This is a genomic window from Amycolatopsis sp. NPDC049253, from assembly GCF_040678995.1.
Lineage (GTDB): Bacteria > Actinomycetota > Actinomycetes > Mycobacteriales > Pseudonocardiaceae > Amycolatopsis.
Map to the genome: position 1 here is coordinate 345913 of NZ_JBFAQX010000006.1, position 25459 is coordinate 371371.

Here is a 25459-nt window from a genome sequence, read left to right on the forward strand (position 1 = left end):
CCATGTCCGTAGATTCACAGGCCACCGGAACCGGGCTCGCGTTCCCGCCCGGGTTCGTCTGGGGCGCCGCCACGGCGGCGTTCCAGGTCGAGGGTTCGACCACTGTGGACGGTCGCGAACCGTCCGTGTGGGACACCTTCGCCACCCGGCCGGGCGCGATCCGCGGCGGCGACACGGGCGAGCCGGCGGCCGACCACTACCGGCGCGCCGGCGAGGACGTGGAGCTGATGCGCTCGCTGGGCCTCGGCGCGTACCGGTTCTCCCTGGCGTGGCCGCGGATCCGGCCCGACGGCGTGCCGAACGTGCGGGGCATCGCGTTCTACGACCGGCTGGTCGACTCCCTGCTGGCGGCGGGGATCCAGCCGTGGGCCACGCTGTACCACTGGGACCTGCCGCAGCGGCTGGAGGACCTCGGCGGCTGGACCTCGCGCGACACGGCCTACCGCTTCGCCGAGTACGCGGAGACCATCGTCAGCGTGCTCGGCGATCGCGTGGCGAGCTGGTCGACGCTCAACGAACCGTGGTGCGCGGCGATGCTCGGGTACGCGAAGGGGATCCACGCGCCGGGCCGGGTCTCGGCCACCGCCGCGGCCGCCGCGACCCACCACCTGCTGCTCGGCCACGGGCTCGCGATGGACGTGCTGCGCCGCGACGCCCCGCGCGTGCCGGCCGGGATCACGCTCAACCTGTACCCGGTCACGGCGGACTCGGCCTCGCCTGAGGACGCCGACGCCGCACGGCGCGTCGACGGGCAGCAGAACCGGCTGTTCCTCGACCCCGTGCTCCGCGGCGGTTACCCGGCCGACGTGGTGGCGGACCTCGCGCCGTTCGGGTTCGCGGACGTGGTGCGCGACGGCGACGAGGCCGTGATCGCCACGCCGGTCGACTGGCTCGGCGTGAACTACTACCGCGGCTACCGCGTCGCCGGTTCTCCTCGGCCCGGCAGCTCACCCGCCGGTTCGGAATGGCTCGGCGCGGCCGACGTGCACTTCGTCCCCGATCCGGCGGCGCCGCTCACGGACTCGGGCTGGGAGGTGCAGCCGGCCGGGCTCACCGCGTCTCTGCTGCAGGTGCACCGCGACTACCGGCCGGTGCCGCTCTACGTGACGGAGAACGGCGCCTCCTACCCTGACGAGCTGCACGACGGCGAGATCGCCGACACCGACCGCGTCGCGTTCCTCGACGCGCACCTGCGCGCGGCGCACGACGCGCTGGCCCAGGGCGTGGACCTGCGCGGCTACTTCTACTGGTCGCTGCTGGACAACTTCGAGTGGGCCGAGGGGTACGCGAAGCGCTTCGGGCTGGTGCACGTGGATTACGCGACGCAGCGGCGGACACCCAAGCGCAGCGCACAGTGGTACTCGGAAGTGATCGCGCGCGGGGCGGTGTGAATCGACCCGGCTTTCCCCAGCCGGAATGCGTTTCACCCGGAAAGCGCAAAGCTTCATTCACCGGAACAACCAAAGAGACCAATGCGACAAACAGGACGACCGGTGTTCACACACCCGAACACCGGGCGCACCACTGGCCCGGTCTGGTCTGAACCTGTCGGACAGGACGCCGCCATGACCTGCTGTGATCGCTCCGCAACCCGTTGCCAAGGACTGGGACGACCGGTATAACTTTCTTCACAACACGCACGAAGTGGCTGGCAATTCGGTCCCCCACCGTTTCTCCGGAATTGCCCGCCCGTACTCGGTCCTGCCGTTTTTGCAAATTCGGCCGGACGCGGGTAATCGTGCGCGCAATTCTCTCTCCCCGTCCCCCTGGAGTTCACGGAATGCGCATTTCGAAACTCAGAACGCTGGCTGCCGCGGCTCTGCCCGTGCTGGCCGGTGTCGCCCTGGCCACCGTCAGCCCCGCCGTGAGCGAGGCCGCCCCGGCCGCGGGCGCGGCTTTCCCCGCCCACTACTCCGCCCCGTACCTGCAGGTCAGCGACGGTGACATCGGTCAGATGGCCGCCGACATGAACGCGACCGGCACGAAGTTCTACACCTTGGCGTTCCTCACGCCCTCGTCCGGCTGCAACCAGCTGTGGGAGGCGAACGGCACGGGTGTCGGCTCGTTCAAGTCGCAGATCAGCTCGCTGCAGGCCGCGGGCGGCAACGTGATCCCGTCGTTCGGCGGCGCCGCCGGCGGTGAGATCGCGCAGACCTGCACGAACACCTCGAGCCTCACGGCGGCCTACGCCAACGTGGTCAACACGTACGGCACACCTCGCCTGGACTTCGACATCGAAGAAGACACCATCAAGGACACCGCGGCCAACGCGCGCCGCAACTCCGCGCTCGCGGCGCTGCAGCAGCAGAACCCGAGCGTGCAGGTCGACTACACCCTCGCCGTCGACCCGAGCGGCCTCGGCTCGACGCAGATGGACATCCTGCGCGACGCCAAGAACAAGGGCCTCAACGTCAGCGTGGTGAACCTGATGGTGATGGACTTCTACGACGGCCAGCCGGTGCTCGGCGACGCGCTCGCCTCGGCCCGCACGGCCGCGGGCCAGCTCGCGAGCCTCTACGGCATCTCGACGTCGGCGGCCTACGCCAAGATGGGCCTCACGCCGATCGCCGGGCGCAACGACGACGGCGCGCAGTTCAGCCAGTCGGACGCGCAGCAGCTGGAGACGTTCGCCGCGCAGAACGGTGTGCAGGAGCTGTCGTTCTGGGAGCTGCAGGACTACGACCGGGCAACCGGCTACGCGTACTCGCGGATCTTCAACGCCATCACCGGAGGCGGCAGCACCACCCCGCCGCCGACCGGCGGCAAGCAGATCACGGGTTACGGCGGCAAGTGCGTGGACGTCGCCGGCGCCAACTCCGCCAACGGCACCAAGGTCGAGCTCTACACCTGCAACGGCACCAACGCGCAGCAGTGGACCTCCACCGGCGGCACGCTGCAGGCGCTGGGCAAGTGCATGGACGTCGCCTCGGCGGGCACGGCCAACGGCTCGAAGGTGCAGCTCTACGACTGCAACGGCACGGCCGCGCAGCAGTGGACGCATTCGGGCAACCAGCTCGTGAACACCGGCTCCGGCAAGTGCCTCGACGCGACCGGGCCCAGCTCGGCCGACGGCACGCAGCTGCAGATCTGGACCTGCACGGGAGCTTCGAACCAGTCGTGGTCGCTCTGAGTCAGTGATTTTCACCCCGTATCACCGAGCCGGTGGGGAGCAGTTTCCTTGCTCCCCACCGGTTTTTCTTGTTCTGAAGAACTTTTCGCGTTTTGCCGTCATGGCTCGCGAGGTCGGTCGTCGGATCCACGTCGGGCCGGCTCACGAGCAGAAGCGAGGCAAAACGATGACCGTTCAGTGCCACGACGCGGTGGAAGAGGTCGGCGTCTGGTTGACCGGTGAGTTTTCGGGACGGGTGCCCGCCACGACGGTGGCGGACGTGGTGCGCGCGACGCGGCGGGACCTCGAAGGCCGCATCGCGACGGAGGAGCTCGGCGAGATGCTGCACCGCATGGCTCGCGCGCGGCTGCAGCGGTTGCTCAGTGCGGACGGCCGGATCCCGCGTTCCCGCTGACGGGTTTCTCGTTCAGGTCCGGGGTCGGCGTTCCGCCGAAGAGGTCCCGCAGGCGGTTGTGGCGCGCGGTGTAGCGAGCCCCGAACCGCCGGCGCGACCGGTCGAGCTTGCGCCCGGAGTAGCGGCGCCGGGCCCACGCGGAGTCGGGTTTCGCCAGCCGCAGCGCGCCGACCAGGGCGATCAGCGGCACGACGACACCCAGCACGCCCGTGGCGAGCTTGCCCTTGAGCAGGCAGGCCAGTGCCGTGACCAGGTGCACGGCGATGCCCACCAGGTAGGACCACATCGCCGACTCTCCACGCGTCTCGCCGATCGGCGACGCTTCGAGCAGCAGCAGGATGCCCAGCGAACCGCCGATGAGCACGGCGTCGATGGACTTGCGGCCGTTTTCGGCCCAGTAGACGTCGTCGAGGTAGAACCAGAGCGCGAACTCGTCGAGCACGAGCGCGGCGCCCACCCCGAACAGCGCGGCCAGGATCTCGCCCCACGGCGCGTCGGGCGAGAACCGGAACTCGAGCGCGCCGACGACCAGCACGAGCAGGATGCCCCACACCTGGTGGTGCACGTGGACACCGCCGATGTGGATGTCGCCGATCAGGCCGCGTTTCGCGTTCGGCTTGCGGTGTTTCGCGCGGATCCGGCGCGTGATGCCGCGCACGACCCCGAACGTGACGAGGAACCCGACCACCGCCCACATCGCGGCGGCGCGGCCGGTGTCGACGAAAACGCGGTCGTACCAGTTCACGGCAGTCTCCCCCGTGTTTTGGTGGCGGAAGACGCTACCACCGTTTGATCCCGGTTGTCCTTTTCCCGGATGCACCCGGAGGGCGTGTGATCCTGGCGCGGGTAGGGTCGGGGCCGTGGACGGCACGCAGGTGGAGATCGTTTCCTTGCTGACCTCACCGGTGCACGCGTTCGAGGGGCGCCCGTCCGACGGCCCGCGGCCGGACCCCGGGCCAGTGTCGCGCTCGTGCGTGGAAGTGCGCGCGGGCTTGGGCCTGGTCGGCGACCGCTACTTCAACCACGCCGCCCACCGCGACGCCGCCGTGACGGTGTTCGACGTCGCGGCGCTCGACGCGTTCGGCCCGGTGGACCCGCTGCTGACGCGCCGCAACATCGTGCTGCGCGGCTTCCGCGTCGACGACCTCGCCGCCACCCGCACCCGTCCGGGAGCCGTGTTCTCCCTGGACAGCGGCGACGGCCCCGTGCGGTTCCAGGCCCGCCGCCCGGCGAACCCGTGTGCCTGGATGGACGTCTCCGTCGGCCTGGGCGCCTTCCGCGGCCTGCGCGGTCGCGGCGGCGTCCGCTGCGTCCCGCTCGACGACGGTGTGCTGCGGGTGGGGCCGGCTCGTCTTACGGTGGTGGAATCAGCAATGGAGGCCCGATGACCGACCAGTGGCACCAGCCGTTGCGCCACATCCGCGGCGGCTCGTTGACCGGGGACACCAACCAGACGACCGGGATGCGCCGGCTCGAAGCCATCTCGGGCAAAACGGTGGGCTCGCAGAAGGTCTGGATGGGCGAAACGCACGTCACGCCCCACACCAACTCCGGCGACCACCACCACGGCGAGGCCGAGACCGCCATCTACGTGAAGTCGGGCCACCCTGTGTTCGTCTTCGCGGACGGCCCTTCGGAGATCCGCCTGGAGACTTCGCCGGGCGACTACGTGTTCGTCCCGCCGTACGTGCCGCACCGCGAGGAGAACCCCACGGGCGAGGACGCCGTGGTGATCATCGCGCGCAGCAGCCAGGAGGGGATCGTGGTGAACCTGCCCAGTTTGTGGGCCGAGGTGGAGGTCCCCGCCGACGAGAGCTGATCCTCCGCCGAGGTCAGGACCCCGGCAGCACCCGGCTGCTCAACGGCAACGCCTGGCGCTCCGGCGGCCACCACACCTGCGCGGGCGGGGGCGGCACGTCGTCGTCGGGCAGTTCGAGGGCGTCCAGGCCACGCTGCCACCGGCTCCAGTGCGCGGCGCACAGCCCGCGCCACAGCGAGTCCTCCGAGCACTCCTGCCGTCGGCACGGCTGCACCTGCTGCCCGCTATCCACCACGTTCACGTCTCCAACCCGCGACTCGGCTCCCGACGCACCCCAGCTTGCCTCGGAAACGCTCGGAACACCTCGTGTCCGCGCCAACACAACCCTTGTGCAGCAACGACAACGAGGGACTTAAGCGTACTCCCGCCCGTCCGTCGGCCGGGCCCGGGCGTGCAGCACTCGTTCAGCGGTTGACGGCACCGCCGGCCGAGGCCCGGGGGCGGCCCGAAGACCGCCCCCGGGTTTCCCTCCCCCGGGTCACCGTGGCTCGGGGACCTCCGGTCCCGCCTCCGGGCCGTCTTCACCGAAGGGGTCACGCAACCCGTCGGCGAGCAACCTCGGTCCGGAGGCACGCCGCCAGTCCTCCGACCGGCGCCGACGGCGTTCCTGCTCCCGCGCGATCCAGTCCCGGCCTTCGGCGGCGACGGCTTCGAGCACGTGCAGCGCACCGACGATGCCGGACGCCTCGAGCGCGACGGAGTTGAGCCGGGCCTCGTCCTCCTGCTCGGTCACGTCGACCTGCCGGCGATAGGTCTCGACGACCACCGAGATGTCGTCCCCGTCGAGCAGGCGCAGCCGGAACGCCCGTTTGCGCAGGGTGTGCTTGTCCAGGTGTGCGGCGGTGTCGTCGGACCGGACGATGTAGCGCTTGTTGTCCGCGTAGCGCACGCCGACCTCGGATACCCGCGCGGACGCCAGGGCGTCGTACCGGAACGAGGTCCGCCGCTCGTCGTGGGTGTTCGCGTTCAGGAAGTCGAGATCCACTTCGACCTCCCGCACCCCGCTGCGCGTCAGGAGGAACACGAGGACCACGTACTTCGAGTACCGCATCGGCCCACCGGCTTCCCGGGCGCGGAGCGCGGAGGGATCGCCTTCGGTGAGAACCACGTGCGCGACCACGTCACGGTTCGCGAGCGAAGCCCGGCGCAGCGCCGAGGTCTTGAGGTGGGACTTGTCGAGGTCCAGCCACACGGCCATCTCCGCGTCCGTCGGCCGATCCGCGAGCACCGCCAGCCAAGCGTCGTAGCCCTGCTGTTCCTCGGCGAACAACCGCCGGCCGGCCGCTTCCTGCTCCGCGTGCAGCTGCCGCGCGGCGTAGACCTGCACGACCGGACGCCACGCGAGGAACGCGCCGACCGCGGCGAAGACCGCGCCGCCGACGTACCCGGCCTGGGAAGCGGCCATGCCCGCGAATCCGGCGACCGCAGCCGCGACACCGACGCGGAACAGCGCAACCGTTCGCGAGGACGGCAGCAAGCCCGCGCGATAGCCGAACCTCGTGCCGGTCAGCCAGCCGTCCGCGACGCGCTTCGCGTGCCACCGGATCAGCCAGTTCACCATGGGTGCCTTGACCTGGGCGTTTCCGTAGAGGGTGACGAAGCGCCACTTGAGGTACTCGCGAACCCCTTCGGTCGCCGCCTGCCACTGACCTTCGACGTGCGGCCGAGCTTCGGAGAACCGCGCGTCCACCTGCTCGTGGATCTGCCGGACGAAGTCGGTCGAGACCCAGTGCCCCGGCGACACCATCGCCTGTCGCTGCAACGTGTACCCGTGCTCGGCGTCCAGCCACGCGAGCTTCCTCGCCCGGACCTCCTGCTCGAGCCCGAATCGCAGGGCACCGGCGAAGCCGGCACCGAAAACGACCAGCGCGACCAACCCCAGCGCCGTGTTCCCCGAACCGATCGAAGACAGCGCCACGATCACCGCGATCACGAACGCCGCGACCCCCAGCCAGATCCGCGCCCAAGTAGCCGTGGGAACGTTCACCGGCGCAACGCCGAGGAGCCTCGGTCTGGCCGGAGTCGGCTCGAAGAACTTCCACGCGCGGTTGGCTCGGCCACCGCCCAGCCGTGCCTGCGCCACGCGCTGGGCTTCGACGACGTCGAGGTGGTCCTGGATCGCGCCGCCGAGCATCATGTCGAGGTGCCGGGTGATCTCGATCTGGCGGCCGACGGGCAAGGCGTTGAAGTTGTCGATGGCTTTCGTCAACGCGGCCTGGTCGAGCGGCTCCCCGCTTTCCTGCCGCCACACGCACGAGAGCAGATCGGCCACCACGGCGAGCGCGGCCCGCCACTCGTCGTCCGGGAACCGCGCCGCCGTGCGGTTCGCATCCCGGTACCGCGAGTACATTTCGTCGCCCATCTCGTTCAGCGAGCGCTCGCTGAAGACGGAAAGCGCGTAGTAGTAGGCGATCCGCGTGCTGGCGTGTCCGTTTCGCAGGAGGTCGGCGAAGATCGATTCGGCGGCACGCGCGGTTCCGCCCCGCAGGTGGTTGAGCGCGACCGTGAACTTCCTTTCGGGCGGGTCTTCCTGGTTGACGTAGTACGTTCCGTTGTTGTGGAACGTGGTTTCCCCGAAGTTGACGCCGATCTGCTGGTCCACGTGCGCGTTGCCCTGCGCGACCGGACCTGATTGGCCGGGAGCGAAGTTCACCACTGCCCTCCGCCGAAGTTCGTGGTGCCGTGGTTGACCTCGATCTGCTGGCCGACGCGGGCATTGTCACGCGCGATCATCGTCGGCCCCGCGCTCGGCGGCACCGCCGGATCCTCCTTCGGCCGGCCTTCACCGTTGCGTCCGTCGTCGAGGGCGGCGGCCAGCGCGACGGCGAACGCGGCGGCGTTGCGGGAAGCCGGCCCCTGCCAGCCTTCGCGATCGGTGCCGTCCTTTTCGCCGCCGGCGTGGTCGCTGATGCCGCGGATCGTGACGGCCGGGATGTTCTCGTTGAGGTGACCGGCCAGCGCCAGGCCCGCGCTCTCCATCTCCACGGCCACGGCGTCGTTGTAGCTCTTGCGCAACAGCTCCGCGACGTCCGAAAGCGTGGAGTCGAGCACCACGTCACCGGCCGCGATCGGTCCCAAGTGGACACGTGGAGTGTTGCCCTGGCCCTCCGCAGGCAGCGAACGGCTCCACGTGCCGTCGCGCTTGAGCGAGCGCGCGATCTGGTCGGCGCGGTGGGACAGTTCCCAGGCCCGCGGCCGGCTCAGGAGCCCTTCGTCGACGCTGCGGCCGCCCTGGTAGGCGTAGACCTTGTCCGCCACGATCACGTCGCCGAGCTGGAGCCATTCGCGGAGGCTGCCCGCGACACCGACGAAGAGGATCGCCGCCGGCGAGAACTCCGCGACGGCCCGTTCGGCGAGCGCCGCCGCCGTGATGTTGCCCATGCCCGTGACCGCGAGGGCCACGGTGCACCCCGGCCAGTCGTCGAGCGTGCCGACGTCGAACAGCGTGCCGGCCCGGTGGCTGCGCTGCTCCACACCGGTCATCCGGGCACGGACCGCGCCGTACTCGATGTCCAGCGCGGTGAGGATGACGATCATGGGGTCGCTCCGATTCGTTCCGTCATGGCGATTCCTCCCGGGCAGCACGGGGTGGCCGGCGGCCCGGTCGGGCGGGGTCGGCGGCGGGAGGTGATGAGTGCAAGTTGCACGGTAGACCGCGGGGTGCATTCTCGTCAATAAGACGAATATTTTCCCGACAGCTACACTGTGCACTATGGACACTCGCCCGGACGCCGCGGAACGCGCCGACGATGCCTGACGACGAGGGCTGGACCCTGCCCGAAGTCGCCGTCGCCGTGGACCTCGCAGTGCTCACGGTTCACGACGGAGCACTGCAGATCATGCTGGTGAAGCGCGGAATCCCGCCCTACGAGGGGATGCTCGCGCTCCCGGGCGGATTCCTCGCCTCGACCGAGGAAGACCTCGACGTCGCCGCAGCACGTGAGTTGCAGGAAGAGACCGGGCTGCACGCGAAGGATCTGCACCTGGAGCAGCTGCGCACCTACGGGACGCCGGGGCGCGATCCGCGTCGCCGGGTCATCACCGTGTGCTACCTCGGCTTCTCGCCGAACCTGCCGGAGCCCGCGGCGGGCGGAGACGCGAGCGAGGCGGTGCTGATGCCCGTGGACAAGGTGCTGCGGCCGCGGGCGACGGTCGCGTTCGACCACAAGAAGATCATCACCGATGCCGTGGAACGCGCGCGGAGCAAGCTCGAGTACACCACGCTCGCGGCCGCGTTCTGCGGTCCCGAGTTCACCGTGACGGACCTGCGCGAGGTCTACGAGATCGTCTGGGGCGAGACCCTCGACCCCCGCAACTTCCACCGCAAGATCATGAGTGTGCCGGGCTTTCTGGTGCCGACCGGTGAACGGGTGTCACGCCAAGCCGGCCGCCCCGCGGCCGTGTTCCGGCGCGGCCCGGCCACCATCCTGCACCCCGCGATGCTGCGCAGCTCCTGACGCAATTCTCGTCACCTTGACGTTAAAGGTGGTCAGGCCTACCGTGGATCCCATAATCGTCACAATGACATGAATGGGGCCGACATGGAGATCCACTGCTCGGCGGGCTACGCCGTCCGCGCCGTCACCCTCGCTTTCGCCGCCGGTGCGACGCTGGGCGGCGTGCTGACCGGGTGCACGCTGAACACGGCCACGCCTCAGCAGCCGCCCCCGGTCACCGCCGCTTCTCAGGCGGCTTGGTCGGTTCCGGACGGGGATGACTGAGGTCGTACTCCCGTGCCGCAGTCCGCTGCGGCCGGGTGCGGAGCAGGCCTTCGTCCGGGGAGTCGTCCACCTCGTTCAGGCCGAGGGAAACGGCGCGGCGGATCTGTTCGCGGTTTTCCCTCACCACCGCGGAGAAGAAGTCGTCGATGCGGGGGTCCAGGAGGACCTCCAGCAGGACCCGGAAGGACGCGTCGACGGCGGCGCGGACGATCTCGTCGTGGAAGGGCAGGCGGCGCAGGCGGCCGAGCTGCGGGTCGGCCGCGAGTTTTTCCGTGATGATGGCCCGGAGTTCCACCTTGTTCTCGCTGAGGGACTTCGCGAGGTTCTCCGGGTAGTTGCCCGTCTCGAGGACCTTGACGACCTCATCCAGCACGGCGATCGTCACGGGTTTCTTGATGGCGCGGACGATCGGGTCGGAAAGTTTCTCGACCAGGCGGTAGAAGAACTGCTCCCCGACGGCCCGGTCGGCCGCGCGGCCGATGCGGATGAGCAGCAGCAGCCCCGCGATCACGTGGTGCTGCGCGACGAACGGCGGGTACGCGACCGGGATCATCGCGAAGACCTCGTACCAGTTGCGCGTGAGGAAGGCCATGCGCCAGGCCACCTTGCGCCACCGCCAGAGGAAGTGGAGCAGGAAGATGCCGCAGACCACGCAGTCGACGCCGAAGAACCACGCGTCGAGCTGCGCCGGTGGCGGGGGCCCGAGCAGCAGGTAGCCCAGGCCCCCGACGGAGACGACCGCGAGCAGGAACATCACCCAGTCGTCCACGTGCACGTTGCCGGGGAGGATCCCGCTGTTGAGCTCGGCCTCCCGCCGGCCGGTGGTGGTCATGCCATCTCCAGGAATCGACGCCGCGTGGCCCGATGATGGCACGTCAGCACTCCGCGGGCCGTGCGACGAGCCCCGGCGTCAGGCGGCGACGACCGGACCCACCGTGACGTCGTGGGCCTCGGCGGAAGCGTCGAGGGGCGACTGGTCCCACGGCAGCGTGATCCGCGGGTCGCTGGTGTCGCCGCGCGGGGTCGTGGTGCCGGGGGCCGTGATGGTGACGGCGGAGGGCTGGACCTGCTGCTCGGGCGCCTCGATGCCGCTCCAGTGCAGGAGCATCGTGGCCTGCTGACCATCGGCGATGGTGACCAGGGGCGCGTCCGAGGAGCCGGCCTCGGGGGTGACGGTGACGCCGTCGGCGCCGGTGAACGAGACCGGCAGGGCGCCCTGGAAGTTGCAGGACTCGCCGGGCTTCGCGGTGAACACGACGTTCGCGTAGCGCTGCCCGGTGCCCGGGTCGCCGGCGACGATGGTGGTGTCGACCTGCGCCGCGGTGCAGCGGAAGTCGGTGGGCATGGCCGAGGCCGTACCCGCGCCGAGGAACGCGACGGAAGCGGCGGCCGCGCCGGCCAGAGCGGTGACGGTGGCGGCCCGGCGAAGAGTGCTGGTCATGGGATGGCTCCTCCCTGTAGGCGAGCGGACGATCCGCCGCGGAGCGCGGCCGCCGGTGATTCATTCACCGGTCGAGCCCGCTCACTCGAAATATGCCCACACCACGTACGGATTACCGCCTGAAGTGGGATTGCCCCCACGGAAGCAACCTTGAGTGACCGCAGGCGTCCACCAGGTAGTGAACGTCGCGGGAGGATGACTGCGCGCCGGGAACCTGACCGAAGTATTACCTCACACGTAACCCGTTTGACCGGTGACGAATTCGCATGCCAAGCTCGGTGTCACGAACCCGAGGAGGAGCGGATGAGGACCATCGGCAAGGGGGTCGCGGCGCTGGCCGTGATCGGCGGCTCGCTCGCGTTCGAGGCGGTGCCGGCCACGGCGTCGGCCACCGGCACGGCCTTCACCACCCAGAACGGCCGTGTGGTCACCCCGCCGGGACCCGGCTTCGGCACCCCGGAACGCGGCGGCGACCCCATCGCGTGTTTCCTGATCGACACGTTTCGCCGCCGCGGCGCGGAAAACCGGACCGCGCAAAGCTAGCCCGCCGCGTTCGGCAGCGGCGCCGGGCACGTGCCACCCGGCGTCGTGAGCAGCTCGAAATGCCAGAGCTCATTGGAATACGCCTGGCAGAGGCCGTAGTCGGCGCCGTGGCGGATGAGCCAGTCGTCGGCGTCGGTCGGGCCGATGTCCACCGCCTTGCCGGAAACGTGCGTCGATTTCTCCGGCGTGTTCACGTATTGACGCGCGTTTTCGAGGCTCCCGTACTTCTGGATCCCCTCTTCGAGCAGCCGCTGCTGATACGCCTTGCTCCGCCAGCCCGAAGTCACCTTGAACTCGATCCCCCGCCTCCGCGCGTCCGTCGCCGCCTGCTGCACCGCCTTCAACAGGTCCGGGTCCAGCTTCGACACGGCCGGGTAGCTCGTGTCGAACGGCGTGAGGTCCTGCCCCGACGGGATCCCGCCCTGCGCCGGATCGGTGTCGGGGTCGGAAGAACCCGAGGCGACGCCCGCCGGCCACTCCGCCGCCGCCGTCGAGCACCCCGCGACGAGCACCGCGGGCAGCAGCAACAGCACGAACCTGGCACGGATTTCAGGCATTTCCACTCCCGGACGACCCCACGACGATCACCCGGACCACGGTGCAACGAGCGTGTCCCCGGACCGTCAGGCGAATGTCCGCGCCGCGTAACAGCTGCGCAGGATCACGTAACAGCGCGCCGGCCGAGCAGCGCCTCGCCGAGCGGAGTCGTCAGGTACAGCACCGAACGCCCGGACCGTCGCCCCGCGACCAGGCCGTTCTCGCGCAACACCCGCAGGTGCTGCGACACCGCGCTCGGCGAGACACCGAGCGACAACGCCAGATCCGTGGTCGTCGCCGGCGAGCGCAGGGCTTCCAGCAGCTCCGCCCGCGCCCGGCCGAGCAGCCGGACCAGGGCGTCCCCCGCCGGAGCGGCACCGACCGTCCACAATGCACCGACTCCGCGCGCCGGATACCGCACGGTGGTCTGCGTGGCGGTGTTGCGCTTGATCAGCACGTCGGGCGAACCGAGCACGACCGGCATCAGCACCAGGCCACCCGGCCCCCGGTTGACGACCACGTCCCGGCCCGTCCCGGACAGTCGCAGCCGGCCGGCCGACCAGCTCAGCTCGGGGTGCAGATCGGCGAACAGCCGTTCCGCGCCACCGGCCGTCAGCTGCCGCGCCCGGTGGACGACGTCAGCGTCCAGCACGGCCCGGATCCGCGGCCAATGCGGCGCCACCAGCCGCTCGTAGGCCACGCGCAACTCGTCCGCCAGCACCCGCAACCCCGCCGCCGGACGCGCCGCGAACTCCGCGACAAGCGGCGGCGGATCGTCCCCGAAAACTCGCGAAATGCTGGCCCGCACCTGCCGCGCCGCGGTGCGCCCGAGCAGGGCGAGATCGTCGTCGATCGTGCTGGTCGCGTGCGGCGGAGCAGGCACGAGGAAGTTGGGCCAGCCCAGCCCCTTGGCGGTCAGCAATGCCCAGGCCAGCGGCACGTCCAGCGGCTCACGCGCGAGCTCGTCGGCCACCCACCGCAGCCACGGCTGGTGCAGCGGCCCCCGGGTGCGCCCCATGACCTGCAGCAACGCCGCCACCGTCTCCGACAACGGCGACACGGCGAACCGCGTCGCCGCCAGCTCGGCGACGCCCACCTCGACGATGTCCGCCACCTCACCGAGTATGTAGCACTCGGCTACATCATGTCGCGGCCGACGCGGCACCGCCAGGATCCCCGACGTGACGAAACTGCCGCCGGGGTACCGGAAGCTGTGGTGGGCCAACGGGATCGACAACGTCGGCAACGGCGCCTTCGTCACGGCCATGCCGCTGCTGGCCGTCGCCGTCACGCGCGATCCACGGCTGGTTTCACTCGTGGCCGCGGCCGAGTACGTGCCGTGGCTGCTGCTCACCTTGCCCGCGGGTGCCTGGGCCGACCGGCACGACCGCGTCCGGCTCATGACGCGCGCCCAGCTCGCGCAGGCGGCGGTCGCCGGTGCCGTGGCGGTGCTCGTCGCCGGCCACCAGGCGACGATCGTGCTGCTGGTTCTCACCGCCGTCGCCCTCGGCGCTGGCGACGTCGTGTTCGGCACCGCGGCACAGGCGTTCCTGCCCGACGTCGTCCCGAAACCGTTGCTGCCCCACGCCAACGGTTCCCTTCAGGTCGCCAAGACGGTGGGTGTCCAGTTCGCCGGTCCGCCGCTGGGCAGCGCGTTGTTCGCGCTCACCGCGGCGCTCCCGTTCGGGCTCGACGCGGTTTCCTTCGCCGCCTCCGCCGCACTCGTCGCGAAGCTGCCTCGCCGCACGCACCAAGCCAAGCAGAAAGCCCGGATCGCCGAAGGGCTCCGCTGGCTCGCGCACCACCGGCTGCTGCGCGCGCTGGCGATCCTGCTGGGCGTCAACACCTTCTGCGGCCAGCTCGCCACCGCGACCCTCGTCCTCCTCGCCACCGAGGTCCTCCACGTCAGCCCCGGCGGCTACGGCGTGCTGCTCGCGGCCGCGGCCGTCGGCAGCGTCGCCGGGGGTCTGGTCAACGCCCGGATCGTGGCGCGGATCGGGCCGCTCAGCGCACTCGTCACCAGCCTCGCCGCGAACGCCGCGGTCTTCGCCGCCATCGGCCTCAGCCCGAACGCCGCGGTCCTCGGCGTTTTCCTCGCCCTCAACGGTTTCGTCACCACGCTGTGGAACGTCGTCACCGTCAGCCTCCGCCAGGACCTCGTCCCGGCGCCGCTGCTCGGGCGCGTCACCAGCGTCTACAAACTCCTCGGCTGGGGCCTCATCCCCCTCGGCACGCTGACCGGAGGTCTCCTCGCGGCGGCCTTCGGGCTGCGGGTCCCGTACCCGGTCGCGGGCGCCGTGCGCGGCCTCGCGTTGCTGGCCGCATTGCCGGTGCTGGTGCGAAACCGGCCCCGGTACCATCGCCCTTCATGACGGAACCACGCTGGCTCGGCGACGGCGAGCAGCGTGCCTGGCGCGCCTTCCTCGCGATGAGCCGGCGCCTCGACCACGCACTCACCCGCCACCTGCAGGACGAGTTCGGCCTCTCCGGCGCCGACTACACGATCCTGGTCACCCTCTCCGAGGCCCCGGACGAGCGGATGCGCGCGTATGAGCTCATCGAGTCCACCGATTGGGAGAAGAGCCGGCTCTCCCACCACCTCAAGCGCATGGAACGCCGCGGTCTCGTCTGCCGCGAACCCACGGACAACGCACGCTCCCCCGAGTTCTGCCTCACCGCCGCGGGCCAAGAGGCCATCGTCGACGCCGCCCCCGCCCACGTGGCGCAGGTTCGCAAGCTCTTCTTCGAAGCCGTCTCACCCGCCGAAGCCGCCCGCTTCGCCGCGACGTGCGAGAAGGTCCTCGACGCCCTCGGCGGCACCCCCGCGTAGCACGACCGGGCAATTCGCCGGACCGGGTCGGAACCGCCCACGCCGCCGGCCGTCTCCTGGTCATGACGATCTTGACGATCCGCCGCACCCTGGTGACCCTCGCGGCCGGGGTGGCCACCGCCGCTATCGCCGCCACGGCGACCACCGCCGCCTCGGCCGCGGGCGAGAACGACGTGACCGCCTTCAGCGCCGCCGACCGCGCGGCGGCGCTCGCGTATTGGACACCCGAGAAGATGAAGGCCGCCGGGGCCGACACGATCGACCGCGTGGAGCAGGTGGCGAAGCGCTGGGCCGGACCGGGGCCGCAGGGCGTCGGACGGCTCTTCTTCACCGAGGTCTCGCCCGGCGAAGCGCCTCAGGACAGCTGGTGCACCGCCACCGCCGTGCCGAGCACGAGTGGCGACGTCCTCGCGACGGCCGGGCACTGCGCGTACGGCGGGCTGAACCGCGAGGACCAGGTGATCCCGATCAAGAACTCCGTGTTCGTGCCCGGTTACGACCAGGGCCGCCGCCCGCACGGGGTGTTCGCGACGCGTGCGCTCGCCTTCCGCCACTCCTACACCACGGGCAGCGAACCCGACGTCGCCATGGTCGTGCTCGATCAGCAGCAGGGGCACCACGTCGCCCAGGTGGCGGACACGCAGCGGATTTCGTTCGACCACAAGGGAACCACGCAGGCCGCGATCGTCGGCTACCCCGGTTCGAAGGCGTACTTCGGGGAAGCATTGATGTGGTGCGACCTGCCCACGCACCAGGACCCGACCGCGTTCGACCACTGGATGTCCACGTGCGACATGGCCGGCGGGTCGAGCGGCGGCCCGTGGTTCGCCGGCTTCAACCGCTGGACCGGCACCGGCGAGATCTTCTCGGTCACCAGCCGCGGCGAGCTCGACTACGACGACACCACCGGCGAGTCCAAGACCCTCAGCCTCGAAGGCGCCCCGCTCGGCGCGGACGCGAAGAACCTGTACGAAGCGGCCGAAAAGCTCTGATGCGGCAGGGAAGCCGCCCGGGCAAGGCGGCTTCCCCGTTCACCGTCAAGCAGTCAGGCCGACCGCGGCCTCGGCCGTGTTGACCAGGAACGTCAACGTCTCGCGGAAGTACAGCTGCACGCTGTCGGCGTCGTGGCTCGTGTAGCCGATCGACAGGTCCTGCCCGAAGTGCAGCTCGTAGTCGCCGCCGCGGGTCGTGAGCACGCACGCGCCCTCGATGGCCGGCGTCAGGATCAGGTCCCCGTCCACGATCTGCTTCAGGTGCTCCAGCACCGGGTAACCGTGGCTGGCCGCCTCGATCGCGGCGGTGTACGCGGCGTTGCTCAGCAGGACCGAGTACGGCCCCGCGACGCCGGCCGACCGCAGCTTCGCCAGCGCGTCGCCGATCGCCTTGGGGTACGCGCTCGCCTCGCCGGGCAGCGCGACCGGGCTCAGTGACGACGCCGGACGGATGCCCGCGATGCCGGCGCCCGCGAAGCCGTCGAACACGATGCGGTCCTCGGCGTACGCGATGGCCTGCGCGGCGTCCTTCACCGGCTGCCAGTCCGGGTCCTTCGCGCCCCACTCCACGGAGTCGACGGCCTCGCGCGTGACGGTGAAGGGCACCTTCAGGTCCACGATCCGCTGCGCCGTGCGAAGCCGCGTGGTGACCCCGGCCAGCGGGCTCTCGACGCCCTCGATGTGCCCGGTGCCCACCGCCGAGAGCGTCGCGTCGTCGGCCACGACCACGTCGACCACCTTGCGCGCCGACGCGAACTCGGCGAACGTGCGCCGGGCCTCGTCCTCGAGGTCCGACCAGGCGACGTCGGAGATCGGGGCGAGTTCGCGATGCAGGTTGTTCATGACCGGGGACTCCTTCGCAGGCTGCCGATGCCCAGCGAGCCGGGCTTGGCTGCCGGAGGCTTGGGTGACGGGGGCTCGGACTCGGACTCGTCCGACGCGTCGCTCGCGACGGCCGGGTCTTCCAGGAACTCCGCCGTGGGCACGTAGAACAGCGCACCCGTGAGCGGCGTCGAGAAGTCGAGGATGCGGTCGGTGTTGCCGGGCGGCGAGCCGACGAACATGTTCTCCAGCATCGTCTCGATGATCGAGGGCGTCTTGGCGTAGCCGATGAAGTACGTGCCGAATTCGCCGTACGCGGGGCGCCCGAAGGGCATGTTGTCGCGCAGGATCTCGAGCTCGTTGCCGTCTTCGTCTTCGATCACGTTGAGCGCGATGTGGGAGTCGGCGGGCTTCTCGTCGTCCGACAGCTCCACATCGGACAGTTTGCGCCGGCCGATCACCAGCTCCTGCTGCTCGGTGGTGAGCTTGTTCCACGCCGTCATGTCGTGCAGGTACTTCTGCACGATCACGTAGCTGCCGCCGTTGAACGCCTCGTCGTCGTCGACCAGCACGGCCTCGACGGCGCCGCGGCCGGTCGGGTTCTCGGTGCCATCGACGAACCCGAGCACGTCACGCGCGTCGAAGTAGCGGAAGCCCTGCACCTCGTCGACGACCGTGACCACGCCCTCGAGCCGCGCCATGATCAGCGACTCGAGCTCGAAGCACAGGTCCATGCGCTCGGCCCGCAGGTGGAACAGCAGGTCGGCCTTGGTCGTCACGCTCGTGTGCTTGTCACCGGCGAACACGGGCAGGTCGTGCAGCTCGGCCGGCTTCGGCGAGCCGTAGATCCGGTCCCACGCCGACGAGCTGATGCCGGCCACGCACGTGAGCCCGCCGTCCAGCGACCGGAACCCGACGGAACGCTGCAACCCGGCCAGATCGGCCAGCAGGTCCTTCGCCACGGACTCCCCGCCGGGGTTCACGCGGACCACCAGGAAGATCGCCGCGCGCGTGAGCGGGCCGACCACCTCCTGCGGCTCCGGCGGCAGCTCGGCTGAAGACGCCGTCACCGCTCACCTCCGGCGCAGCGCGCTTTCTCGACCACTCGCCCTCCTGCCTGCCCGACCGACGTCGCGAATCCTAACCCGGCTCGCTGGAATCGCCCGCCGCACTCACACGGCCGGGAAACCCGTGCCGTCAGGCCGTGCAGAACAGTTGCTTGAGCACGCGCGGCACGGCCTCACCCAGCTCGTCGGCCGCGGTCTCGCGCCCCGCCAGGTGCCGGAGCAGGAACTGCTGGAAAAGGCCGTCGAACGTGGCGTACGCGACCGCCTCGGACACCTGGGGCACGGTGCCGGCCAGCTCGGCGTAGCGCTCGACGACGCGCCAGATCATGGCCTGCCTGCGGTCGTCGATCTCGAGCACGTCGGCGCGGAAGGACTCCTCGAACAGGCTCTGGTTGCGCAGGTCGTACCAGAGGCGGTGCATCACGGCGTCGGTGCGCAGCGTGGCCGCCATGGCCGCGCCGAAGCCGCGGTCGAGCTCCTCGGCCGTGTGCGCCTCGGCCACCACGTCGTCGTAGCGCGTCACGCAGACCTCTTCGAACTTGCGCACCGAGTAGGTGAGCAGTTCGACCTTGCCGGCGAAGTAGTAGTGCAGCACGCCGTGGGAGAAATCCGACTTCTGGGCGATCTCGCGCAGGCTCGTGCGGGCGTAGCCCAGCTCGGCGAGCGCCTGCAGCGCAGATTCCGCCAGCTGCTCGCGCCGCTGGGCGAACTTGTCCACGCCCCGGCGCGAGATGCGCTCCTTTGCCTGCGTCACGCCGGGAGTCTAGCGCGGCCCGGCACCCGGCGCGGAAGTTCCTTGACGACTGTCCAAGAAAATCTTGACGACTGTCCAAATTTGGCTACGGTGTGACCTACGCCGCATGTCTCAAGGAGGAGATGTCGATGGTTTCCTACGACCTCAGCGGGCGAACCGCGCTGGTGACGGGTGGGGCACAGGGCCTGGGGGCCGGGATGGCCGAGGCGCTCGCGAAGGCCGGCGCCACCGTGGTCGTCGCCGACGTGCAGGAGGAGCTGGGCCGCGCGACGGCCGACTCCATCAAGCAGACCGGCGCGACGGCCGGGTTCGTCCGGCTCGACGTGACCGACGACGCGGAGTGGGAGCAGGCCGTCGCCGCGGTCGTCGGCGAGTACGGCGGCCTCGACGTGCTGGTGAACAACGCCGGCGTGGAGATCACCGGCCTCGTCGCCGACCTCGACCCCGCCCACGTGCGCAAGATGCTCGAGGTCAACGTGCTGGGCACCGCGCTCGGCGTGAAACACGCGTTCCGCGCGATGCGCCCCGGCGGCGCGGCAGGCAACGGCGGCTCGATCGTGAACATCTCCTCGGTGGCCGCGACCATCGCGTTCCCCGGGATCGCGGGCTACTCGGCCACGAAGTCGGCCGTCGACCGGCTCACCCGCGTGGCCGCGATGGAGGCCGGGAAGCTCGGTTACGGCGTGCGCGTGAACTGCGTGTACCCGGGCCTCGTGCCCACGCAGATGGGCAACCAGCTGGCCAACGACGTCGTCGAGGTCGGGTTGTTCCCGAGCGTCGAGGACGCGATCGGTGCCGTGGTCGGGCAGACGCCGGCGGGCCGGCTCGGCGAGGTGGCCGACATGGCCGACGCCGTGGTGTTCCTCGCCTCCGACGCCGCCCGCTTCATCACCGGCGCGGGGCTGCCCGTCGACGGCGGCATGGGCATGTGACCGGATCCCCTCTCACTTCAGCGACCTCTGCGAAAGGACAACCGTCGTGAGCAAGCCCGTCGTCGTCTACGGCGCTTCCGGCTACACCGGACGCCTGATCTGCGAATACCTGCGTGAGTACAACGTGCCCTTCGTCGCCGCGGGGCGCGACAAGGCCCGGCTTCAGGAGTCGCTCGACCACATCCCCGGCCTCGACACCGTGGACCACGAGGTGGTGGAGGTGGCCCACGAGGTCGGCCCGCTCACCGAACTGTTCGCCGGCGCGTCGGTGGTGTGCAACACCGTCGGCCCGTTCAGCGAATACGGCCACGAGGTCGTGCAGGCCTGCCTCGCGTCGGGGGCGCACTACCTCGACACGACCGGGGAGCAGGACTGGCTGATCTCGGCCGAGGAGCGCTACGGCGCCGACATGGCGGCCCAGGGCCTGCTGCTGTCGCCGGGCGTCGCCCAGATGTACACGACCGGCGAGATCGCCGCGAACATCTGCCTGGAGACGCCGGGCCTGGACACCCTCGACATCCTGGTGTTCTGGAAGGGCTACCCGACCGTCGCGTCGACCCGCACCATCCTCGTCAACGCGGCACTCTCGTCGGCGTACTACCTGGAGCAGAACGAGTACCGGGAGTGGCCGGCCGACGGCGGTCTGCACGACGTCGTCGTGCCGGGTCACCACGAAACCGGCCTAGCGCTGCCGTGGGGCGGGACTTCGCACCCGGTGTGGTTCAAGCGCGACCCGCGTGTGGCCAACGTGAAGGCCATCGGCGGCGTGTTCGACCGCGCGCTGATGCAGGGCGTGCCGATGATCGTGGCCGCCGTGCTGGAGCAGGTGAAGGACCTGCCGGAGGCCGAGAAGCTCAAGGTGCTGCACGAGCAGGCCGCCGCCGTGCGCGACGAGATGCCGCCGCGGGAGAACCAGCGGCTGAACACGTCGCTGGACTCCGTGCACGCGTCGGGCCCACTGGGCCGCGCCCACTGCGTGATCCACGGGACCTGCAACTACAAGCAGACGGGCCTGTTGCAGGCGTACGCCGCGTACTCGCTGCTGCAGCAGCCGCCGCGACGCGCCGGGTTCGCCTCGGCGTGCCAGGCGTTCGGGCACCGGGAGCTGCTCGGCGTGCTGCGGTCGTTCGGGCTCGTGTCCAACCCCGTGCTGACCGTGCACGCGTGAGCCGGGGAGACGAGCGGTGCGGTTGATCGACTACCTCGACAAGGGCGCCTCGCTGGGCGCTTCGGCGCCGTGCTTGACGAGGGACGGCGTTTCCCTGAGCTACGGCGAGGTCCAGGAGCTGTCCTGGCGGGTCGCCCGGGCGCTGGCGCGCTCGGGTGTGCGGCCGGGCGACAAGGTCGCGATCCTCTCGGGGAACGACCCGGTGTCGTTCGGTTGCGTCTTCGGCATCAGCCGCGCAGGGGCGATCTGGTGCCCGGTCAACCCACGCAACGAGGCGGCCGAGAACAGGGAGCTGCTCGACCTGTTCGACTGCACGTGCTTGCTGGTGCAGTCGTCGTTCGCACCGCTCGTCTCCCGCATCCTGCCCGACCTGCCGGCGGTGACGACCGTGGTGTGCCTGGACGGTTCGATGCCCGGCGCGGTGTCGTTGCCGGAGTGGCTCGACGGGCTCGACGCGGCGCCGTTCGACGTGCCGCCGCCCGACGACGTGGCGCTGCTCGTCGGCACGGGCGGCACCACGGGCCGGCCGAAGGGCGTGGTGCTGACCGGGCACAACATCGAGACGATGTCGGCGCTCACGCTCATGAGCTACCCGTTCTCTCCGCGGCCGCGGTACCTCGCGTTGGCGCCGCTGACGCACGCGGCCGGCGTGCTGTGCTTCCCGGTGCTGACGCTCGGCGGCGAGATCGTCGTGATGCCGAAGCCCGACCTGGGCGAGTTCCTGGCCTTGGTGCAACGGCATCGCATCACGCACACGTTCCTGCCGCCGACGTTGATCTACCTGCTGCTGGACCATCCCGATCTGTCCACAACGGACTTCGGCTCGATGGAGTGCCTCTGGTACGGCGCCGCCCCGATGTCGGCGGCGCGGCTCGAAGAGGCGATCACGCGGATCGGCCCGGTGCTGGGCCAGCTCTTCGGCCAGAGCGAAGCACCCATGATGATCTCGACCCTGGCGCCGGCCGAGCACTTCCACGCCGACGGTTCCCTCGCCCGCGAACGCTTCACCTCCGCGGGCCGGCCCACGCCGCTCACGCGGGTGGCCATCATGTCCGACAACGGATCCCTGCTGCCGCCCGGCGCGCGCGGCGAGATCGTGGTGCGCGGGCCGCTCGTGATGCCGGGCTACTACAAGAACCCCGCCGCGACCGAGGACGTCAGCCGCTACGGCTGGCACCACACCGGCGACATCGGCTACCTCGACGACGAGGGTTACCTCCACATCGTGGACCGTGCCAAGGACATGATCATCACGGGCGGTTTCAACGTGTACTCGGCCGAAGTCGAGCAGGCCCTGATGACGCACCCGGACGTGCAGGACTGCGCCGTGGTCGGCCTGCCCCACGAGAAATGGGGCGAACAGGTCACCGCGGTCGTCCAGCTCCACAGAGGACGGTCGGTGTCCGAGGACGAGCTGCGCACCGTCGTCAAGGAGCTCCTGGGCAGCGTCAAAACCCCGAAGGTCGTCCGGATCTGGCCCGACCTTCCGCGGTCGAAGGTGGGCAAAGTGCTGAAGACGGACGTCAAGGCCCAGCTGCTCCGCTGAGCGGCACTTGCCGGACCATCGCCGCCGCGAGGGACGCAGAGTCCCCGCGGCGGCGTTTCGCGTGTCCGCGTGAACACTCTGCGCCGACCGAGGGCGCCTCCGCGAATAATCACCGGTACAGACCTTTGTCCGGTCTTGTCCACTCCCGTTGCGAGACCGAAATCGCCCCCCGGCCGAGGCCGGAAACGGGGCCGCTACCGTTGGCATTTCGAGCACCGGACGGCGTCGGGCCCCGGTATGCCGGAGAACCTGCAGAAGAGGAGCCCTGATGCGTCGCACCAAGGCCTCCGGTCCGCTGCGCGCGGCCCAAGTCGTGCTCGTCGTCGTGTCCCTGCTCGTGCTGGGCGGCACCGGTTACGCGTGGTCGACCCTGCACTCGCTCACCGACGGCCTGACCAGGGCCGATGTGATCACCGGCACCGACCAGCCGCCGCTGGGCGAGCAGAACATCCTCATGGTCGGCCTGGACACGCGCACCGACGCGCAGGGCAACCCGCTGCCCGCCGACGTGCTCTCGCAGCTGCACGCGGGCGGCGCCGACGACGGCGGTGACACGACCGACACCATGATCGTCATCCACATCCCCGCGGGTGGCGGCCAGGCGACGGCGATCTCCATCCCGCGTGACTCGTACGTGAAGATCGCCGGCGACTACGGCAAGCACAAGATCAACTCTGCGTACACCTACGGCCTCGTCGCGGAGAAGAACAAGCTGGTCGCGCAGGGTGTGTCCGGCGCACAGCTGGAGACGGACTCCGCGCAGGCCGGCGCCAAGACGGCGATCGATACCGTCCAGCAGTTCACCGGGCTCACCATCACGCACTACGCGGCCGTGAACCTCGCCGGCTTCTACTACCTGAGCGAGGCCGTCGGCGGCGTGCCGGTGTGCCTGAACAAGGCCGTGCACGACTCGTACTCGGGCGCGAACTTCGCGGCGGGCCCGCAGAGCGTCGGCGGGGCGAAGGCGCTGCAGTTCGTGCGCCAGCGCCACGGGCTGCCCAACGGCGACCTCGACCGCATCAAGCGCCAGCAGGTGTTCATGGCGAGCATGGCCAAGACGATCCTGTCGGCCGGCACGCTCGCCGACCCGGGCAAGCTGGACAACCTGATCACGGCCGTGAAGAAGGCCGTGGTGGTCGACTCCGGGTGGGACATCGTCGGGTTCGCGCAGCAGCTGCACGGGATGAGCGCGGGCGCGCTGAAGTTCGTCACCGTGCCGGTCGTGAGCATCTCGCTCAAGACGCCGTCGGACGGCGACGCGGTGGAGGTGGATCCCGGCCAGGTGCAGCAGTTCGTGCGCCAGCAGCTGGGCACGCCGGCGGCTTCTTCGTCGAACGCGCCCGCCGCGCCGGGTGACTCGAGCCTGAGCCAGTACACCGTGGACGTGCGCAACGCGTCGGACACCAGCGGCCTGGCCGCGAGCGTGGCCGACAAGCTCGCGGCCGCCGGGTACACCAAGGGCACGGTGGCCAACGCGACCACGCGCAAGATGTCGATCGTCTTCTACGGCCACAGCCAGAAGACCGAGGCGACGCAGATCGCGAAGACGCTCGGCGGGATCGCCGTGAGCCCCGACTCCTCGCTGGACGAGGACCACTTCCGCGTGTTCCTGGGCAAGGACTACGAGGACTCCAGTGGCTCGTCGAGCACCGGCGGCGCGCCGCAGGTGCACCCGGCGGCGTACGTGAGCCCCGCGCCCGCACAGACCCCGCCGCCGATCACCGGCGACGGCGTCCCCTGCGTGAACTGAGTCCTTTTCGTCCTGATAACTCGTTTCCGGGCATTCTGGTAGTTCGCTTTTATTTCGGGCACTTCGGTAACGCCGACTCCACGGTTTCGGACTGAGCGAGTGAACCGAAACAACGGCGAAAAAGGTTGCCCGCCATGCCCGAGAGACAGAAACCGGCCAACTTCCGGAACCTGCTGAACCACGTTTCCGTGGCCAACGCGAAAAGGGTGGCCGCGAGTGCCGAAGAGCTCGCACAGCGTGTGCTCGCGACCGTCGGCGCCCGTCAGCCGGAGTCCCGGATCTCCGCCGACTCGCAGACCTACTGGCACCGGCCCAGCGGGGATCGCTGGCAGGCCAACGCACATTGGCGCGACGCGTCCGTGTTCCAAGGCAGCGACCTGTGGTCGCGCCTCGGCCGCGAGCACCTCGACCTGTTCGACGCGGGCGCCCGGATGGCGGGCTTCACCGGCCCGTGGCACCGCGTTCTGGAATGGGGCTGCGGGGGCGGCGCGAACGCGATCCACTTCGCTCCGCGTGCGGAAGAATTCGTCGGCGTCGACATCGCGACGGAAACGTTGCAGGAATGCGAACGCCAGGTGAAAGCCGCTTGCGACACCCCGTTCCGGCCGATCGCGATCGACGTCGCGAATCCGGAAGGAGCGCTCGACGCCGTCGGCGGGCTGGTCGACGTCTTCTTCTCCTGCTACGTCTTCGAGCTCATCCCCACCCCGGAGTACGGGGAACGCCTGCTGCACATCGCCCGGCAGCTGCTGGCACCCGACGGCCTGGCGATGATCCAGATCAAGTACGACCCCGGCTCGTGGCGCACCGGACCCCGGCGCCGCGCCTATCGCACCGGACTGGCCGAGATGACCACATACGGCATCGACGCGTTCTGGCAGACCGCCACCCGCTGCGGCCTGCGGCCACTCGCGGTCCACCTCGTCCCGAAGAACGACCTGGACGAGCGCTACGCCTACTTCTTCCTGTGCAACGAAAACCCCTTCTGATCCGGTTTGCGAAGTTCGTCCGTG

At 70.1% G+C, this 25459-nt stretch carries 26 protein-coding genes; 15 read left to right on the forward strand and 11 right to left on the reverse strand.

From position 1 onward, the window contains the following. The first annotated feature begins 2 nt into the window (after positions 1-2). From AB0K15_RS17360 to AB0K15_RS17370, 3 genes are all read left to right on the forward strand, one after another. Positions 3-1391 (forward strand): GH1 family beta-glucosidase, encoded by a 1389-nt coding sequence (locus AB0K15_RS17360; protein WP_364050679.1) that lies wholly within the window; start codon positions 3-5, stop codon positions 1389-1391. A 389-nt stretch (positions 1392-1780) separates the two neighbouring features. Beyond that, on the forward strand, positions 1781-3130 hold the full coding sequence (locus tag AB0K15_RS17365) for a ricin-type beta-trefoil lectin domain protein (RefSeq protein WP_364050682.1): 1350 nt from the start codon (positions 1781-1783) through the stop codon (positions 3128-3130). 166 nt (positions 3131-3296) lie between these two features. Next, positions 3297-3524 (forward strand): hypothetical protein, encoded by a 228-nt coding sequence (locus AB0K15_RS17370; protein ID WP_364050685.1) that lies wholly within the window; start codon positions 3297-3299, stop codon positions 3522-3524. Here the strand turns inward: AB0K15_RS17370 and AB0K15_RS17375 are convergent. After that, positions 3490-4269, reverse strand: a complete 780-nt coding sequence (locus tag AB0K15_RS17375; protein ID WP_364050688.1) for a hypothetical protein — start codon at positions 4267-4269, stop codon at positions 3490-3492. The two genes, AB0K15_RS17370 and AB0K15_RS17375, sit on opposite strands and share 35 nt — an antisense overlap. 115 nt (positions 4270-4384) lie before the next feature. Here AB0K15_RS17375 and AB0K15_RS17380 point away from each other — a divergent pair, with 115 nt between their 5' ends. Next, positions 4385-4912 (forward strand): molybdenum cofactor biosysynthesis protein, encoded by a 528-nt coding sequence (locus AB0K15_RS17380; protein WP_364050691.1) that lies wholly within the window; start codon positions 4385-4387, stop codon positions 4910-4912. Continuing rightward, complete coding sequence (locus AB0K15_RS17385) at positions 4909-5343, forward strand: cupin domain-containing protein (protein ID WP_364050694.1); 435 nt, start codon at positions 4909-4911, stop codon at positions 5341-5343. The genes AB0K15_RS17380 and AB0K15_RS17385 overlap by 4 nt, the downstream gene beginning before the upstream one ends. A 13-nt stretch (positions 5344-5356) precedes the next feature. On the opposite strand, the gene AB0K15_RS17390 is transcribed toward AB0K15_RS17385, so the two are convergent. The 3 genes from AB0K15_RS17390 to AB0K15_RS17400 form a co-directional block, all read right to left on the reverse strand. Then, on the reverse strand, positions 5357-5584 hold the full coding sequence (locus tag AB0K15_RS17390; protein ID WP_285972495.1) for a hypothetical protein: 228 nt from the start codon (positions 5582-5584) through the stop codon (positions 5357-5359). Positions 5585-5821: 237 nt separating this feature from the next. Next, positions 5822-7996: a hypothetical protein gene (locus tag AB0K15_RS17395; RefSeq protein WP_364050697.1), complete on the reverse strand. Its 2175-nt coding sequence runs from the start codon at positions 7994-7996 to the stop codon at positions 5822-5824. Beyond that, positions 7993-8880, reverse strand: a complete 888-nt coding sequence (locus AB0K15_RS17400; RefSeq protein WP_364050700.1) for a 5'-methylthioadenosine/S-adenosylhomocysteine nucleosidase — start codon at positions 8878-8880, stop codon at positions 7993-7995. The genes AB0K15_RS17395 and AB0K15_RS17400 overlap by 4 nt, the downstream gene beginning before the upstream one ends. A gap of 212 nt (positions 8881-9092) precedes the next feature. Between AB0K15_RS17400 and AB0K15_RS17405 the strand changes: the two genes are divergently transcribed. Continuing rightward, positions 9093-9800 carry an NUDIX domain-containing protein gene (locus tag AB0K15_RS17405; protein ID WP_364050703.1) on the forward strand — a complete coding sequence of 236 codons (708 nt, stop codon included), beginning with the start codon at positions 9093-9095 and terminating at the stop codon, positions 9798-9800. Positions 9801-10014: 214 nt separating this feature from the next. Here AB0K15_RS17405 and AB0K15_RS17410 read toward each other — a convergent pair whose 3' ends face one another. After that, on the reverse strand, positions 10015-10896 hold the full coding sequence (locus AB0K15_RS17410) for an ion transporter (protein WP_364050710.1): 882 nt from the start codon (positions 10894-10896) through the stop codon (positions 10015-10017). 78 nt (positions 10897-10974) lie between these two features. Further along, positions 10975-11505, reverse strand: coding sequence for a DUF4232 domain-containing protein (locus AB0K15_RS17415; protein WP_364050713.1), 531 nt, complete (start codon positions 11503-11505; stop codon positions 10975-10977). Positions 11506-11808: 303 nt separating this feature from the next. Between AB0K15_RS17415 and AB0K15_RS17420 the strand changes: the two genes are divergently transcribed. Further along, positions 11809-12048 (forward strand): hypothetical protein, encoded by a 240-nt coding sequence (locus AB0K15_RS17420; protein WP_364050716.1) that lies wholly within the window; start codon positions 11809-11811, stop codon positions 12046-12048. Here AB0K15_RS17420 and AB0K15_RS17425 read toward each other — a convergent pair. Both AB0K15_RS17425 and AB0K15_RS17430 read right to left on the reverse strand, forming a co-directional pair. Beyond that, complete coding sequence (locus AB0K15_RS17425; protein WP_364050719.1) at positions 12045-12605, reverse strand: M15 family metallopeptidase; 561 nt, start codon at positions 12603-12605, stop codon at positions 12045-12047. The two genes, AB0K15_RS17420 and AB0K15_RS17425, sit on opposite strands and share 4 nt — an antisense overlap. Before the next feature lie 104 nt (positions 12606-12709). Continuing rightward, positions 12710-13699: an ArsR family transcriptional regulator gene (locus AB0K15_RS17430; protein WP_364050722.1), complete on the reverse strand. Its 990-nt coding sequence runs from the start codon at positions 13697-13699 to the stop codon at positions 12710-12712. 67 nt (positions 13700-13766) lie between these two features. Here AB0K15_RS17430 and AB0K15_RS17435 point away from each other — a divergent pair, with 67 nt between their 5' ends. The 3 genes from AB0K15_RS17435 to AB0K15_RS17445 all read left to right on the forward strand — a co-directional run bounded on the left by AB0K15_RS17435 (position 13767) and on the right by AB0K15_RS17445 (position 16407). After that, positions 13767-14957 (forward strand): MFS transporter, encoded by a 1191-nt coding sequence (locus AB0K15_RS17435; protein WP_364050725.1) that lies wholly within the window; start codon positions 13767-13769, stop codon positions 14955-14957. Beyond that, the gene (locus AB0K15_RS17440) at positions 14954-15415 is read left to right on the forward strand and encodes a MarR family winged helix-turn-helix transcriptional regulator (protein ID WP_364050728.1); all 462 of its coding nucleotides are present in this window, start codon (positions 14954-14956) and stop codon (positions 15413-15415) included. Before AB0K15_RS17435 ends, AB0K15_RS17440 begins: the two co-directional genes overlap by 4 nt. Positions 15416-15477: 62 nt before the next feature. Next, positions 15478-16407, forward strand: coding sequence for a hypothetical protein (locus tag AB0K15_RS17445; protein WP_364050731.1), 930 nt, complete (start codon positions 15478-15480; stop codon positions 16405-16407). A gap of 45 nt (positions 16408-16452) precedes the next feature. On the opposite strand, the gene AB0K15_RS17450 is transcribed toward AB0K15_RS17445, so the two are convergent. The 3 genes from AB0K15_RS17450 to AB0K15_RS17460 all read right to left on the reverse strand — a co-directional run bounded on the left by AB0K15_RS17450 (position 16453) and on the right by AB0K15_RS17460 (position 19050). Then, a complete protein-coding gene (locus AB0K15_RS17450) occupies positions 16453-17250 on the reverse strand; it encodes a family 1 encapsulin nanocompartment shell protein (protein WP_364050734.1) in 798 nt (265 codons plus the stop codon). Further along, positions 17247-18299 (reverse strand): Dyp-type peroxidase, encoded by a 1053-nt coding sequence (locus AB0K15_RS17455; protein ID WP_364050737.1) that lies wholly within the window; start codon positions 18297-18299, stop codon positions 17247-17249. The genes AB0K15_RS17450 and AB0K15_RS17455 overlap by 4 nt, the downstream gene beginning before the upstream one ends. Positions 18300-18426: 127 nt before the next feature. Then, positions 18427-19050: a TetR/AcrR family transcriptional regulator gene (locus AB0K15_RS17460; protein WP_364050740.1), complete on the reverse strand. Its 624-nt coding sequence runs from the start codon at positions 19048-19050 to the stop codon at positions 18427-18429. Positions 19051-19178: 128 nt separating this feature from the next. Here AB0K15_RS17460 and AB0K15_RS17465 point away from each other — a divergent pair, with 128 nt between their 5' ends. From AB0K15_RS17465 to AB0K15_RS17485, 5 genes are all read left to right on the forward strand, one after another. Next, complete coding sequence (locus tag AB0K15_RS17465; RefSeq protein ID WP_364050743.1) at positions 19179-19982, forward strand: SDR family NAD(P)-dependent oxidoreductase; 804 nt, start codon at positions 19179-19181, stop codon at positions 19980-19982. 46 nt (positions 19983-20028) lie between these two features. Further along, on the forward strand, positions 20029-21150 hold the full coding sequence (locus AB0K15_RS17470) for a DUF5938 domain-containing protein (RefSeq protein WP_364050746.1): 1122 nt from the start codon (positions 20029-20031) through the stop codon (positions 21148-21150). A 16-nt stretch (positions 21151-21166) separates the two neighbouring features. Further along, positions 21167-22696, forward strand: a complete 1530-nt coding sequence (locus AB0K15_RS17475; protein WP_364050749.1) for a long-chain fatty acid--CoA ligase — start codon at positions 21167-21169, stop codon at positions 22694-22696. Between the two features lie 268 nt (positions 22697-22964). Beyond that, a complete protein-coding gene (locus AB0K15_RS17480; RefSeq protein WP_364050752.1) occupies positions 22965-24446 on the forward strand; it encodes an LCP family protein in 1482 nt (493 codons plus the stop codon). 134 nt (positions 24447-24580) lie between these two features. Continuing rightward, positions 24581-25435, forward strand: coding sequence for a class I SAM-dependent methyltransferase (locus tag AB0K15_RS17485; protein WP_364050755.1), 855 nt, complete (start codon positions 24581-24583; stop codon positions 25433-25435). Positions 25436-25459 lie beyond the last annotated feature (24 nt).

Excerpts from the sequence above, each read along its gene's own strand:
- AB0K15_RS17360 (WP_364050679.1), top strand. The coding sequence starts at position 3 with ATGTCCGTAGATTCACAGGCCACCGGAACCGGGCTCGCGTTCCCGCCC.
- AB0K15_RS17365 (WP_364050682.1), top strand. The coding sequence starts at position 1,781 with ATGCGCATTTCGAAACTCAGAACGCTGGCTGCCGCGGCTCTGCCCGTG.
- AB0K15_RS17370 (WP_364050685.1), top strand. The coding sequence starts at position 3,297 with ATGACCGTTCAGTGCCACGACGCGGTGGAAGAGGTCGGCGTCTGGTTG.
- AB0K15_RS17385 (WP_364050694.1), top strand. The coding sequence starts at position 4,909 with ATGACCGACCAGTGGCACCAGCCGTTGCGCCACATCCGCGGCGGCTCG.
- AB0K15_RS17400 (WP_364050700.1), bottom strand. The coding sequence starts at position 8,880 with ATGATCGTCATCCTCACCGCGCTGGACATCGAGTACGGCGCGGTCCGT.
- AB0K15_RS17405 (WP_364050703.1), top strand. The coding sequence starts at position 9,093 with ATGCCTGACGACGAGGGCTGGACCCTGCCCGAAGTCGCCGTCGCCGTG.
- AB0K15_RS17410 (WP_364050710.1), bottom strand. The coding sequence starts at position 10,896 with ATGACCACCACCGGCCGGCGGGAGGCCGAGCTCAACAGCGGGATCCTC.
- AB0K15_RS17415 (WP_364050713.1), bottom strand. The coding sequence starts at position 11,505 with ATGACCAGCACTCTTCGCCGGGCCGCCACCGTCACCGCTCTGGCCGGC.
- AB0K15_RS17420 (WP_364050716.1), top strand. The coding sequence starts at position 11,809 with ATGAGGACCATCGGCAAGGGGGTCGCGGCGCTGGCCGTGATCGGCGGC.
- AB0K15_RS17425 (WP_364050719.1), bottom strand. The coding sequence starts at position 12,605 with ATGCCTGAAATCCGTGCCAGGTTCGTGCTGTTGCTGCTGCCCGCGGTG.
- AB0K15_RS17440 (WP_364050728.1), top strand. The coding sequence starts at position 14,954 with ATGACGGAACCACGCTGGCTCGGCGACGGCGAGCAGCGTGCCTGGCGC.
- AB0K15_RS17445 (WP_364050731.1), top strand. The coding sequence starts at position 15,478 with ATGACGATCTTGACGATCCGCCGCACCCTGGTGACCCTCGCGGCCGGG.
- AB0K15_RS17450 (WP_364050734.1), bottom strand. The coding sequence starts at position 17,250 with ATGAACAACCTGCATCGCGAACTCGCCCCGATCTCCGACGTCGCCTGG.
- AB0K15_RS17465 (WP_364050743.1), top strand. The coding sequence starts at position 19,179 with ATGGTTTCCTACGACCTCAGCGGGCGAACCGCGCTGGTGACGGGTGGG.
- AB0K15_RS17480 (WP_364050752.1), top strand. The coding sequence starts at position 22,965 with ATGCGTCGCACCAAGGCCTCCGGTCCGCTGCGCGCGGCCCAAGTCGTG.
- AB0K15_RS17485 (WP_364050755.1), top strand. The coding sequence starts at position 24,581 with ATGCCCGAGAGACAGAAACCGGCCAACTTCCGGAACCTGCTGAACCAC.